This window comes from Streptomyces corynorhini (assembly GCF_003346515.1).
GTDB lineage: Bacteria > Actinomycetota > Actinomycetes > Streptomycetales > Streptomycetaceae > Streptomyces > Streptomyces corynorhini.
Genome location: NZ_QQNA01000270.1, coordinates 1 through 12,710, shown reverse-complemented (window position 1 = coordinate 12,710; position 12,710 = coordinate 1). Strand labels below are relative to the sequence as shown.

Here is a 12,710-nt window from a genome sequence, read left to right as displayed (position 1 = left end):
GTACGGAGCAGGAAGGTACGGAGCAGGAAGGTACGGAGCAGGAAGGTACGGAGCAGGAAGGTACGGAGCCGGAAAGACCGGCGTCGCGTACGACGGCACGCGCGTCAGGCGCGCAGAGCCACGGGTTTCACCGCCGCTCCGGCCTCCGTCAGCTCCGCCTCCGGCAGCTCCGCCTCCAGCTCGCGCACCAGCGGCAGCACCCGTCGGCCGAAGTACTCGACCTCCTCCAGGTAGTGCAGGAAGCCGAGCAGCAGCAGATCCACCCCGCGCCGCTTGTACGCGACGATGCGCTCGGCGATCTGCTCCGGCGTACCGATCAGGCCGGTCCTGAAGCCGTCGTTGTACTGGACGAGGTCCTCGAACGACGAGTCCTGCCACATCCCCTTGCCGTCGGCCGCCGACCGTCCGGCCTGCCTCACCGCCGCGCCGAAGCCGTGCACCGCCTCGGTGTCCGCCTTCGCGACGATCTCCCGCAGCACCTCGCGCGCCTCCGCCTCGGTGTCCCGGGCGATGAGAAAGCCGTTGAGCCCGAACCGCACCCGGCGGCCCGCCGCGTCCGCCGACGCCCGTACGTCGCGGATCTGCTCGGTGACGCCGTCGAAGTCCTTGCCGTTGGAGAAGTACCAGTCGGAGACCCGGCCCGCCATGGCGCGGGCGGCCGTCGAGTTGCCGCCCTGGAAGATCTCCGGGTGCGGGCGCTCGGGGGTGTTGAGCGGCTTGGGCTTCAGCGAGAAGTCCCTGATCCGGTAGAAGTCACCGGCCAGTTCGGCGTGGTCCTCGGTCCACACCGCGCGCAGCGCGCGGATGAACTCCTCCGAGCGGCGGTAGCGCTCGTCGTGCTCCAGCCACGGCTCCCCGAGCGCCGTGAACTCGTCCTTGAACCAGCCGCTGACCACGTTCACCGCGAACCGCCCGTGCGACAGCTGGTCGGCGGTGGCCCCCAGCTTGGCGAGCACGCCCGGGTGCCAGAGTCCTGGGTGGACGGCGGCGATGACCTTGAGCCGCTCGGTCGCGAGGAGCAGGGCGAGGCTGAAGCTGGTCGACTCGTGCTGATACTCGGCGCCGTAACTGGCCATGTAGCGCACCTGGCTCAGCGCGTAGTCGAAGCCGTTGTTCTCGGCGAGCACGGCCAGTTCACGGTTGTAGTCGTATCCCCAGTCGGTGCGCTGTTCGATCTTGCTGGTGACCAGGCCACCGCTGACATTGGGCACCCAATAGGCGAAACGGAGTGGCTCCGCGAGGGAAGAGGAGGAAGAGGGGGAAGCGGCGGGCGGAAGGGACATCGGGAACTCCCGGCGTACGAAAGCGGGCAGGGGAAACGCGCCCGGCGGCCCGGGACACGAAAAGAGCCGGGGCCTGCCATCGGGAAACGTGAACAATTCGTTAAATCGGCGGCGCGTACCGGCCGCGGGGCGCCAAAGGGCTCACCGTCGACCCGAGGCGACGACGTGTGCGCTGGTCAGCCCGTACGCGGACACAGGGCGCTGGAGACACGGACCAGGTCGACATGGCGCCGCCGGGTGAGTTCCCGAAGATCATTCATCGGATCCCGCATCGCCGCGCCACCGCCTTTCCGGCTATTCGACAGCTTCCCTGTACTGCTCCTTGAACCATGAGCGTACTCCGGGGCCCACGTACGGTCGATTCGGTATATGCGACCCGGTGATAGGGTTTCCCTTTCAGAGCGACGCCAAGGAGCAAAACCGGAACAGGGCCGGAGCAAGGCCGGAACAGAGCCGGAACAGGGCCGAAAGGCGATCACGCGCATGCGAATAGAGCAGCTCGAATACATCGCGGCGGTGACCAGGCTGGGGTCCCTGCGCCGCGCCGCCGAGGCGCTCCACGTGTCCCAGCCCGCCCTGAGCGAGACCGTGCGCAACCTGGAGCGCGAACTCGGCGTGGACATCCTGGACCGGCGCCGCTCCGGGGCCAGGATCAGCGCCGCCGGGCGCGAGTTGCTGCCGCACATCGTCGGCGTACTCGACGCGGTCGACACCCTGCGCAAGGCGGCCGACGACCAGCACCGCACCACCCGGATGATCCGGCTGGGCACGGTCAACGCGGCGACGGTGCCGCTGCTCGTCCCGACCATCCGGGCGTTCCGCGCCGCCCACCCGGAGACCCAGGTCGAGGTCACCGGCGCCCAACAGGCCGACATCCACCGGTCGTTGCTGGAGGGCGGACTCGATCTGGGGCTGGTCAACTACCTTCAGGGCGACGACAAGCCGCCCGGCTTCCACACCACGGAACTCCTGCGCGGTCGCCCGGTGGTGTGCGTACGCTCCGACAGCCGCCTCGCGGCGCTCGCCACGGTCCCGGTCGCGGACCTGCTGGGTGAGCCGCTGATCGTGATGCGCTCCGGCTACGTCATGCACCGCTACGTGCACCGCCTCCTGGAGGGCCGCAGCCCGACCTTCTCGTACTCCACGGACGGCGCGGAGATGGGCAAGCTGATGGTCGCGGAGGGCCTGGGCGCCACGGTCCTGCCCGACTTCAGCGTGCGCGGCGACCCGCTGGAACGCTCCGGCATGATCACCTCCCGGCCGCTCGCGGGCGACACCCCGGCCGTCCTGATGGTGATCCAGCACCCGCTCTCCACCACGATGACGCAGGCCGCCCGCGACCTCCACGCGATGTTCGTCCGCAGCTCGGAGACGTACGTACGCGAGGCGGCCACGCGGACGGAGGCGGGGACCGAGGCGGAGGCGGGGACGGAGGCGGGGACGGAGGCGCGGGCCGAGGCAGAGACCGAGACGCGGGCCGAGACGCGGGCCGAGACGCGGACCTAGGCGCGGACCGAGGCGCGCTGAGGACGCACCCGCCGCGTCAGCGCGAGCGGCTCGCCGCCCGCTCGGGAGCGCGCCCCAGCGGCACGACGACCGCCGCGTAGAAGCGGTCGACCACCTCGTCCACACTGCGGATGAAGCCCGTCTCCGCAGTGCCCCGGGTGCTGCCCATGCCCTTGAAGAGGGACAGCCGGAAGCCGCTGATCTGACCGTCGCCCCTGGGCAGCAGATCCGCGGGCTCGGGACGCAGCCGCTCCAGGGTGCCGCGCGGCCCGTCGCCCTCCCCCGCCAGCAGCGTCTGGACGTGCAGATCGGCCGGGGCGTCGGCGAGCTGCCGGATCAGCCGCTTCGCCCAGGCGAGGGGATAGCCCTGCTCGGGCGCCGGGATCTCCACCGACGTACGGACCTTGCCGGTCCGCAGATCGGCGCTGATCGCCAAAATGCCCTGCGTACCCGGCGCGCCCTCGATGCGCAGCTCCGCGTCGAGCCGCCCCTCGCGGCAGAGCGCGTCGGCCTGCGCCTCACGACGGGCCCGGGAGTCGGTGCTGCGTCTGACCCGCTGCACCGGCAGTACCTTCTGCCCCAGCTCGCCGCCCAGCCGCAGACACACCTGCCGGACGAGGCGCTCCCAGCTCTCCACGACCTCGACGGCGCGGGCATCGCCCTGGCACAGCGTCTCGTCGTCGATGCCCTTGCGGACGGGTACCCAGGCGGGGCCCATGTTCTGGAATCCGTGGCAGCCGGAGTTCTCGTGCTGGAGGTAGTGCAGCAGTTCCTGGAGCAGCCAGGCGTGCGCCGCGTTCCCCACCCCCTCGTGGCGGATGAGCAGCTGCGCCTGGTGCGCCACCTCGGCCCAGGACAGATGCCGCAGGACCACCTTGTGCTTGCGCCGTCCGTCCACCTTGACGTCGACCAGCGGGGTCCCTTCGAGGGCGACGTCGTTGCCGAGGGTGATCACCGCCTCGTAACCGCGCCGGGCCGCTATGTCCATGTAGTCCTGGACCTGCTGGTCCTTGAGCGCGTTGCCGTTCGTCTTCGTCTCCACGAGCGCGGTCCACAGCTTGCCCGCCCGCTCCACCCGGATCACCCCGTCCGGCCGCTTGCGCACCTCGCCGTGCGGCAGCGAGACCTCGGTGAACGTCTCCATCCGGCCGGCCGGCGCCCCGAACCCGGCCATGAGCCGCCGCCCGAACTCGGGAACCTGCGCCATCACCGACAGCAGAACGGAGGTGGCCCGTGTCTCGCGCTCGCGGTCGCTCTTGAGCGAGGGCACCGGGAAGAGCCTCGCCTGCCGCCAGGCGTCGTTCTCGGCGAGGGACTTCTTGACGAGCTTGGGCAGCGTCACCTTCTTCCTGGCGGTACGGGGACGACGCGCGGGCGGCGCGGCCTGCGCGGGAATGGTCGCGGTGGCGAGGGCGCCGAAAGCGGCTGCCCCCGTGCCCGCTCCCGTACCTGCCCCCGCTCCCGTATCCGCTCCCGGGGCTGTGGCCGCGTCCGCCGCAGCCGTCCGCTCCGCAGGAGCCGCCGCCTCCGGGACCGACGGGACCTCCAGGGCCTCCAGGACCTCCAGAGCCTCCGGGGCCTCCGGCACCTCAGCCGCGTCGTCCACGTCGATGCCGAAGTCCGTGGCCAGTCCGGCGAGTCCGGTGTCGTATCCCTGTCCGATCGCGCGGAACTTCCACTCGTCGTTCCGCCGGTAGAACTCACCGAAGACGAAGGCGCTCTCGGCCGCCGCGTCGTCGATGGAGAACCCGAGCAGGTCCTCGCCCACGCCGTCGCAGACCGTCAGCCGCAGCCCGTCGAGATCGCCGAACCGCTCGCCCTCGTCCCGGCTGGCCGCCACGATGATCTGCGCGACGTCCGGCGCGACCGCCGACAGGTCCAGGCTGATCCGGTCCTCGTTGCCGCTGTCCGTCGGCGTCTTGCCCAGGAGCTGCACGCTCCCGTCGTCGGCGGTCGGGTTGTTGTAGAAGAAGAAGTCGGTGTCGCTGCGTACCTTCCCCTTCTCGTCGAGGAGCAGTACGGAGACGTCGGCGTCCCCGTCGCCCCTCTCACTGCTCCAGCCCAGCCCCACGCGCACCGAAGCGGCGTTCTCGCTGAGGGCCGACAGCCCGACGTTGGCGCCCTTGGTCATCTCGCGCACGTACATACCCCCCAAGCACGCGGGCCGCTCGTCCCCACGCGCGGCCCGCACCAATACGTCTGGTGACACAGCGCGCACGCGCGGTGCCAGAAGTGAACCCTAGATGAATGCGCTCCGACGCGCGCCCCTCCCGGCTGCTCCCGTCAACTCCCTGCTGCTCCGGTCAGCTTCTGGCTGCTCCCGTCAACTCCCGTCAGCTCCCGGAGCGAACGGACGGCCGGCGCGCGGCGCGGGCCGCGGTGTCGGCGGCGCCGCCCGCGCCCATCAGCGCGGCCGCGGGGGCGGCGCCGGGGGGCAGGGCGAGCGCCTCCAGGGCGGGCATGAGGTTCGGGCCGCCGCGCGCCGCCGCCGCCGGGAGCCCGCCGCGCACGAACTGGGCCGCGCGCAGCCAGCGTTGGGCGTAGACGTGCCGGGCCCTGCGTTCGATGCCGTCCGCGATGCGGTCGACGGCGGGGGCCAGCGGGTAGGTGCGGGCGGCCGGCCAGGGCATCCGGGAGCGCAGCTCGCGCAGCACGGGTTCGCGCTCGGCGCCGCGCACCATGTCCGTGTCGGTCCAGCTCAGATAGCCGACGCCGACCCGTACCCCGTGGTGCGCGACCTCCGCCTGGAGGGCGTGCGCGAACGCCTCGACCCCGGCCTTCGAGGCGCAGTACGCCGTCATCATCGGGGTCGGCGCGAGCGCCGCCAGGGAGGCGATCTGGAGGTAGTAGCCACGGGAGTCGAGCAGGTCGGGCAGGAAGGCGCGGGCCGTGTTGGCGCCGCCGACGAGGTTGACCTCGACGACCCGCCGCCACGCCGCCGGGTCCGAGCCCAGGAAGGGGCCGCCCGCCGCCACCCCCGCGTTGGCGACGACGGCGTCGACCCCACCGAAGCGCCGCGCGATGAACCGCGCCGTGCGGTGCATCGCGGACGCGTCCGTGACATCCGCGTGCCAGTAGTCCGCCTCACCGGCCAACGAGCGTGCGACGGAAGCGAGTTCCGAGCGCTCCAGGCCGACGAGCGCCAGCCGGGCGCCGCGTGCGGAGAGTGTGCGGGCCAGCTGTTCGCCGACACCTCGGGCCGCGCCGGTGATGACGACGGTACGTCCTCGGAGCGAGAGACGCCTGTACATGGGTGGATCTCCAAGAGGGGAAAGCGTGCGGGGTCGGGGTGTCGCGTACGAGCGGGCGGGGCGCCGCGCCTCGTCGGGTCGAAGGGGCCGTCCCCCCGCACGAGTCGTGGTCGTGGCCAGGGGACGGCGAGGGGTCCGTGAACGCCTGCCGGTGGGCGTGGGCGTCAGGCGCGCTCCAGGGCGAGGACCGCGTTGTGGCCGCCGAAGCCGAACGAGTGGGTGACCGCGCGGTCGGCGCGCGTGTACAGCGGCTGCTTGGTCACGCAGTCGATGTCGAACTCGACGGCAGGCGCGTCCAGGTTGGCGATCGGCGGGACGACACCGTGCTGAAGGGTGAGCACGGTCAGCCCCGCCTCGATCGCCCCGGCCGCCCCCATGCAGTGCCCCAGCACACCCTTGGGCGCCGTGACCGAGGGCCGCTGCGGGAAGACCCGGCTGATCAGCGCGGCCTCGGTCGCGTCGTTGAGCTGGGTGGAGGTGCCGTGCGCGTTGACGTGATCGACGTCGTACGGGCTCCACCCCGCGTCCCGCAGGGCCGCCTCCACCGCGCGCTGCGCCACGGCGCCCGAGGGGTGCGGGCTCGTGGGGTGGTACGCGTCGGTGGTGGCGCCCGCGCCCGCGAGCAGCGCCCGGGGCGCGGCTCCGCGCGCCCGTGCGTCGCTCTCCCGCTCCAGCACCATGATCGCGGCGCCCTCGCCGACGACCAGGCCGGAGCGGTCCCGCGCGAACGGGCGCGACAGCACCGAGGGATCGTCCCCGGGGCCCAGCTGCGCCGCCGCGCCCGAGCGGGCGAACCCGGCCATCGCGACCGGGTAGACGACCGACTCCGTCGCCCCCGCCACGGCGATGTCGCACTGGCCGGTGGCGAGCAGGTCGCGCGCCGCGTGCAGCGCGGTGACCCCGGACGAACAGGCCGTGCACGGCGCCATGCTGGGCCCGGTGGCCCGCATGCCGATGGCGATCTCGGCGGCCGGCATGTTGGGGATCGTGAGCAGGATCGCCGAGGGCGAGGTCGCCTCGTGGCCGCGCCGCTCCAGCACCACGGCCTGCTCCGTCAGGCCCGCCGTGCCGCCGCTGCTGGTCCCGACCACGACGGCGACCCGGGTGCCGTCCCAGGTCGTGGGGTCGAGCCCGGCGTCGGCGACCGCCTCGCGCGCGGCGAGCAGCGCGAGCTTCACGTACCGGCCCATCCGGAAGGCCGTCCGCCCGCCGATCGCGGCGTCGAGGTCGATGCCGTCGACCGTACAGGCGAAGTCGACCGCGCAGCCGCTCAGTTCGGGGACGGTACGGGCGTACGAGACGCCCGCGCAGACCCCGTCCCAGGTGGCCGCGGTGTCCTGGCCGGCCGGGGTGATCATCCCGAGGCCGGTGATGGCGACAGTGGGTCCGCTCATCGGCCGACGCCCACGGCCGCCTCGTCGAGGTACGCGGTGATCTCGGCCAGCGAGGCGTCCTTGAGGAGAGTGTCGGAGTCGGCCGGGACCCCGAGCGTCTCCTTGAAGATGACGGCGAGTTCGGCGACGGCGAGGGAGTCCATCTCCAGGCTGTCCATCGTCGCCTCGGGGACGATCTCGGCCGCGGGCACCTTGAAGGTCCCGGTGAGTACTTCGATGATCTTCGGGTGGATCCGGTTCATGGCATGTTCCTTTCCCAGAGGGGTGGTTGGCTGCGGTCCGAGCGCCGGACACGCGCCGAAGCGCGCCCCGGTGGGACGCGCGGGTCGAACGTGGACAGTGGGTGGGCGGTACGCGGTCACGGGCCGTACGCGGGTGGCGCGGGGGCCGGTGACGCGGGCGGGGCGGCCCCGGCGGGCGGTGGCCCGTGCGCGCCGCGCACGCGCCGCGGTCGAGCCGCGGTCCGCGCCGCGGTCCCCCGTCCACCCGTCAGCCGGGACCCGGCGCGCCGTCCCCGGCCCCGCCGTGCCACGCGCCGTCCGGGTCGTCGTACGTCCCGGCGTACCCGGGCCCGGCGATCGGCCGGTCGGCGAGCAGCTCCTCGGGCAGCGCGAACGCCTCGACCAGGGTGGGGGCGTGGCCCGCGAGCCGCGCCACCAGGGCTTCGACCGCCTCGGCCAGCTCGCCGACGTGTCTCGCCGCGAGCCGACCGGACGCCAGCAGTTCGCCGCTGTTCCGGTCGATCCACCGGAGCGCGAACAGGCGGCGCAGGCAGCAGAGCAGGTCGGCGGCCCCGGCCCCGCCGCTCCCGGTTCGGATCCCGCTCTCGATCCCGGTCCCAGCTTCGGTCCCGGTCCCGGCTTCGGTCCCGGTCCCGGCTTCGGCTTCGTGACCGCTGCCGCTCGCGGTACCGCTGCCGCTCTCGCTCCCGGCACCGCTGCCGCTCTCGCTCCCGGCACCGCTCCCGGTACCGGCCACCGCCGCCGCGTACGCCCCCGCCGCCCGCCGGTAGGCGTGCGCCTCCACGGCCCGCAGCGCGGCGCCCGACGCCGCGTTCCAGCGGGCGAGAGCGTCACCGCCGGGGGCGTGCACCATCCGGCGGCGGGCGCGGGCGAGCCACAGCTCCTCGACTGCGGCGACCAGTTCGTCGAGGAAGGCCGGGTCGGACAGTTCGCGCGCCTCGGCGGCCCCCACCGCGGCGGGTCCGGTCTCCGGCACGCTCCCGGGTACGGGCACGAAGATCATCTCCGCCGCCGCCTTCACATGGACGGCGACATTGTCGCCCTCCGCCGTGATCGCGCCCTCGATGCCCGCCAGCAGCTGGCCCATGCCGTTGTTCTCCAGCAGCCCCTGCGCCCCGCACCGCTCCCGGCACTCCACGATCACCTCGCGCGCCCGCCAGGTGATCCAGCCCTTGGCGACGGCGACGAGCCGCTCGGCCTCTTCCGTGGTCGCGGCCGTACGCGACTCCCAGGCATCGAGCACCGTACGGTGCAGCAGGCTCATCGCGAAGACCGTGGCCAGCGCCTCGACGAGCGGGCCGTGGTGGCTGCGGTGGGCGAAGACCGGCACCTGGCCGGTGCCCCGGGGGCCGGAGATCAGCCGGTGGCCCCCGTACCGTACGGCGAGCGCCAGCGCGACCCGCGCCGAGCCGACGGCGCTCGCGCTCATCGACAGCTTGCCCGGGGTGACCCGGCCGATGGAGAGCAGCAGGCGCCGTCGGCGGTTGGCGCTGTCGCTGCGGAAGACGCCGTCCGCGCCGAGTCGGCCCTGCGCGCCCGCCAGCAGCTTGTCCCGGCCGACGAAGACCCCGTCGAACGAGGTCAGGCAGTGGTCCACCGGGCTGCCGAACCGCGCGGGCAGCCGGCGCACCCGTACGCCGGGCAGCGGGCGCGCGGCGTCGGTCAGCGGCGTCAGGAAGAGGAAGACGCCGTGGTCCTCGCCGTCCACCAGCAGCCGGGCCGCGACGACCCCGCTCTTGGGACCGCCCGCCGGGCTGGTGTTGGGCATGAACTTCTGCGCCCCGGCGTGCGGGGTGCGCAGGACGAAGCCGTCCCGGTCGCGGTCGTAGGTCGCGGTCGTCTCCACGGCGACGGCGTCGTTGCCGTGCGCGACCTCCGTGCAGAGGAACGTGCCGACGTGGCGGGCCGCCAGAAACTCCGTCAGGTCGCGTCCACCGCCCGCACCCGCGCCCGCGCCGAGGCCGGAATCGACGCCCGGACCTGAGTCGACGGCCGGACCGGAATCGACACGCGACCCCGAGCCGACACGCGACCCCGAGCCGACGCCCGGTCCCGAGTCGGCGTCGGCGTCCGCTCCGGTGGCGCCGTGGTCGATCAGGCTGCCGAGGAACAGGTTGTAGTGGATGCCGGCGACCGTGACGAAGGCGGGATCGACCGGGCCGAGCCACTCGTGCAGCGCGGCCAGCGCGCGCGGGTCGGCGGCCAGGGCCGCCGGGTCGGCCAGCGAGTCGTTGACGGCGCGCAACCGCTCATACGTCCACGCGAGCCGCTCCTCGGCCGTGCCGCCCGGCCGGTGCCGGAACGGCCGCGAGGCGGCGATCGCGCGCCACGGCCCGTGCTCGCGGTGGAAGTCCGTGCCGAACAACACGCGCGTCAGCCGGTCCGCGACCGGATCCGCCGAAGCGGCCCCCTCCGTCGGAACGGCAGGGGACACGGCAATGCTGTTGATCATTACGGTCACGGAAGTAGAACGATCAAGCGATCACGAAGAAACGACTCTGTGGCCTGTCGGGCCGTAAAACATCCATTCGACGGGCGCACAGTGGCGCCACTCGCGCGCCTCCCTGAACGCGCCCCCAACGCGCCCCCCGTTCGCGTGACGATCAGGCCATCGTCTCGCCCTCCGTCAAGCCTTCCGCCCTGCTTGCGCCGCGTTTTCCGACCTGCTCTCCGCCCCGTCCTCCGACGCGGCGTCCGCCGTGTCTCCGTACCGCTTCCGTCACGCCTTCCTGAACACCAGCGCGACATTGTGCCCGCCGAACCCGAACGAGTGACTGATCGCCGTCTCCACCCGCTCCCGCCGCGGCTCCTTCGTCACGCAGTCCAAATCGAACTCGACCGCGGACGCGTCCAGGTTGGCGATCGGCGGGACGACGCCCCGCTCCAGCGTCAGCACCGTCGCCACCGCCTCGATCGCCCCGGCCGCCGCCAGCGTGTGCCCCAGCACCCCCTTCGCCGCCGTGACCGGCGGGCGGTGCGGGAAGACCCGCTCGATCAGCGCGGCCTCCATGGCGTCGTTGAGCGGGGTGGAGGTGCCGTGCGCGTTGACGTGCCCGACGTCGTACGGGCTCCACCCCGCCTGTCGCAGCGCCGCCTCCACCGCCGCCTGCGCCACCCGGCCGTGCGGCTCGGGCGCCGTCGGGTGGTACGCGTCCGTACTGGCGCCCACGCCGCTCAGCAGCGCGCGCGGCGCCCGGCCCCTGGCCCGCGCGTCCGGCTCCCGCTCCAGTACGACCATGGCCGCCCCCTCGCCGAGGACGAACCCGTCGCGGTCCGGCGCGAACGGCCGGGACGCCCGCGCCGGATCGCCCGTACGGGCCGACAGCGCGCCCATCCGCGCGAACGCCGCCATCACCAGGGGCGTCAGCACGGACTCGGTGCCGCCCGCCACCACGATGTCGCACTCCCCGCCGATCAGCAGATCCCGCGCCAGCGAGATCGCGGTGGCGCCCGAGGCACAGGCCGTCGCCGGGGCGAGGCTGGGGCCCTGGGCGCGCAGCGCGATCGCGACCTCGCCCGCCGCCGCGTTCGGGATCATCATCGGCACCAGCAGCGGCGAGACCGCCTCCGGCCCCCGGTCCCGCAGCCGCAGCGTGTTGTCGCAGAGCGCGGCGACCCCGCCGACCCCCACCCCGAGCACCACGCCGACCCGGCCCGCCTCCCAGGCCGACGGGTCGAGCCCGGCGTCCGCCACCGCCTGCCGCGCGGCGATCAGCGCCAGCTTCACGAAGCGCGCCATCCGCCACACCGAGCGCCCGCCCACGGCCGCGTCGACGTCGAGCCCCGCCCAGGCGGGCGCGCCGTCGTACGGGCCCCCGGCCGGGCGCGGGTCCGGGCCAGGGGCGGCGCCCGGCTCGGGCGCGGGTCCTTCGACCGCACAGGCGAAGTCGACCGGCATACCGGCCAGTTCCGGCCGGTGCCGCGCGGCCGAGCGCCCGGCGCACAGCCCGGCCCAGAAGGTCCGTTCATCGGCGCCGACGGGCGTGACGACCCCGAGCCCGGTCACGGCGACCTCCCTGGCGCCGCCACCGCGCCCGCGCCCGCCTCCGCGCCCCCGTTCGACTGCCCGCTCAGCAGCAGCCCACTCGACCGTCCGCTCAGCAGCCCACTCAGCAGCCCACTCAGCCGTCCGCGTCATGACGTCCCATCCCTTCCGTTCTCTTCCGTTCCCTTCGGTTCCCTCCGTCGAGTTCCGCCGGGCCCCGGGCCCGCGGGCACTCGCGTCTCCGGCCAGCGCAGCGCCGCCGTCCCCCAGGTCAGTCCGCCCCCGAAGGCGGTCAGCAGCATCCGGTCACCCGCGCGGAACCGCTCGCGCGCCGCCCCGTCCGCCAGCGCCAGCGGCAAGGACGCCGCCCCCGTGTTGCCCACGCGGTCCAGATGGATGACGCAGCGCTCCTCGCCGATGCCCAGCCGCTCGGCGACGGAGCGCAGGATCCGTCCGTTGGCCTGGTGCGGTACGAAGTGGTCGACCTGGTCGGCGTGCCAGCCGACCGTGCGCAGCAGGGAGCGGCATGAACCGGTCATTCGCTCAACCGCGTGCTGATAAACGGTCTGGCCACGCATCCGGAAGTACTGGTCGCCCTCGACCGCGGGGCCCGGCCGCGACCGCGCCCGCGAACCGCCGCCCTCCACGGTCACCAGGCCGTAGCCCGTACCGTCGCTGCCCAGGTCGAAGGCGAGCAGCTCACCCGGGTCGCCGGGGCCGCCCGCGCCGATGAGCGCGGCCCCGGCGCCGTCGCCGAACACCACGCCGGTCGCGCGGTCCCCCGGGTCCAGCCAGGTCGAGTACGCGTCCGCGCCGACCAGCAACACCCGGTCGTACAGCCCGGAGACGATCAGCCCGTGGCAGACCGCCAGCCCGTAGACGAACCCGCTGCACACCGCGCCGATGTCGAACGCGGGCACCTGGCCGAGGCCGAGCCGCGCGGCCAGCGCGGGCGCCGTGGCGGGGCAGGGGTGGTCGGGCGTGGCGGTGGCCAGGACGACGGCGTCGACCACCGAGGACGTACCCGCGCGACCGGCCGGGCCCGCGGG

The 12,710-nt window shown here is 73.7% G+C and carries 10 protein-coding genes; 1 reads left to right on the top strand and 9 read right to left on the bottom strand.

Translation table 11 applies throughout. The features are described 5' to 3' along the window. Positions 1–104: 104 nt before the first annotated feature. Positions 105–1,283: a dimethylsulfone monooxygenase SfnG gene (gene sfnG, locus DVH02_RS28285; protein ID WP_114626697.1), complete on the bottom strand. Its 1,179-nt coding sequence runs from the start codon at positions 1,281–1,283 to the stop codon at positions 105–107. Positions 1,284–1,459: 176 nt separating this feature from the next. Further along, positions 1,460–1,543, bottom strand: a complete 84-nt coding sequence (locus tag DVH02_RS37185) for a putative leader peptide (protein ID WP_407697689.1) — start codon at positions 1,541–1,543, stop codon at positions 1,460–1,462. Positions 1,544–1,766: 223 nt separating this feature from the next. Here DVH02_RS37185 and DVH02_RS28280 point away from each other — a divergent pair, with 223 nt between their 5' ends. Next, positions 1,767–2,789 (top strand): LysR family transcriptional regulator, encoded by a 1,023-nt coding sequence (locus DVH02_RS28280; protein WP_114626696.1) that lies wholly within the window; start codon positions 1,767–1,769, stop codon positions 2,787–2,789. Positions 2,790–2,826: 37 nt separating this feature from the next. On the opposite strand, the gene DVH02_RS28275 is transcribed toward DVH02_RS28280, so the two are convergent. The 7 genes from DVH02_RS28275 to DVH02_RS28245 all read right to left on the bottom strand — a co-directional run. Then, positions 2,827–4,920, bottom strand: a complete 2,094-nt coding sequence (locus DVH02_RS28275; RefSeq protein ID WP_199566445.1) for a TerD family protein — start codon at positions 4,918–4,920, stop codon at positions 2,827–2,829. A gap of 202 nt (positions 4,921–5,122) precedes the next feature. Continuing rightward, a complete protein-coding gene (locus DVH02_RS28270) occupies positions 5,123–6,040 on the bottom strand; it encodes an SDR family oxidoreductase (protein ID WP_114626695.1) in 918 nt (305 codons plus the stop codon). Positions 6,041–6,204: 164 nt separating this feature from the next. After that, positions 6,205–7,434, bottom strand: coding sequence for a beta-ketoacyl-[acyl-carrier-protein] synthase family protein (locus DVH02_RS28265; RefSeq protein ID WP_114626694.1), 1,230 nt, complete (start codon positions 7,432–7,434; stop codon positions 6,205–6,207). Continuing rightward, the gene (locus DVH02_RS28260; RefSeq protein WP_114626693.1) at positions 7,431–7,676 is read right to left on the bottom strand and encodes an acyl carrier protein; all 246 of its coding nucleotides are present in this window, start codon (positions 7,674–7,676) and stop codon (positions 7,431–7,433) included. The genes DVH02_RS28265 and DVH02_RS28260 overlap by 4 nt, the downstream gene beginning before the upstream one ends. 247 nt (positions 7,677–7,923) lie before the next feature. After that, complete coding sequence (locus DVH02_RS28255; protein ID WP_233518509.1) at positions 7,924–10,128, bottom strand: acyl-CoA dehydrogenase family protein; 2,205 nt, start codon at positions 10,126–10,128, stop codon at positions 7,924–7,926. Positions 10,129–10,395: 267 nt separating this feature from the next. Further along, positions 10,396–11,682, bottom strand: a complete 1,287-nt coding sequence (locus DVH02_RS28250) for a beta-ketoacyl-[acyl-carrier-protein] synthase family protein (RefSeq protein WP_233518508.1) — start codon at positions 11,680–11,682, stop codon at positions 10,396–10,398. A 128-nt stretch (positions 11,683–11,810) separates the two neighbouring features. Next, a partial coding sequence (locus tag DVH02_RS28245) for a beta-ketoacyl-ACP synthase 3 (protein ID WP_114626691.1) occupies positions 11,811–12,710 on the bottom strand: 900 nt, incomplete at its 5' end.

Excerpts from the sequence above, each read along its gene's own strand:
- sfnG (WP_114626697.1), bottom strand. The coding sequence starts at position 1,283 with ATGTCCCTTCCGCCCGCCGCTTCCCCCTCTTCCTCCTCTTCCCTCGCG.
- DVH02_RS37185 (WP_407697689.1), bottom strand. The coding sequence starts at position 1,543 with ATGAATGATCTTCGGGAACTCACCCGGCGGCGCCATGTCGACCTGGTC.
- DVH02_RS28280 (WP_114626696.1), top strand. The coding sequence starts at position 1,767 with ATGCGAATAGAGCAGCTCGAATACATCGCGGCGGTGACCAGGCTGGGG.
- DVH02_RS28275 (WP_199566445.1), bottom strand. The coding sequence starts at position 4,920 with ATGACCAAGGGCGCCAACGTCGGGCTGTCGGCCCTCAGCGAGAACGCC.
- DVH02_RS28270 (WP_114626695.1), bottom strand. The coding sequence starts at position 6,040 with ATGTACAGGCGTCTCTCGCTCCGAGGACGTACCGTCGTCATCACCGGC.
- DVH02_RS28265 (WP_114626694.1), bottom strand. The coding sequence starts at position 7,434 with ATGAGCGGACCCACTGTCGCCATCACCGGCCTCGGGATGATCACCCCG.
- DVH02_RS28260 (WP_114626693.1), bottom strand. The coding sequence starts at position 7,676 with ATGAACCGGATCCACCCGAAGATCATCGAAGTACTCACCGGGACCTTC.
- DVH02_RS28255 (WP_233518509.1), bottom strand. The coding sequence starts at position 10,128 with ATGATCAACAGCATTGCCGTGTCCCCTGCCGTTCCGACGGAGGGGGCC.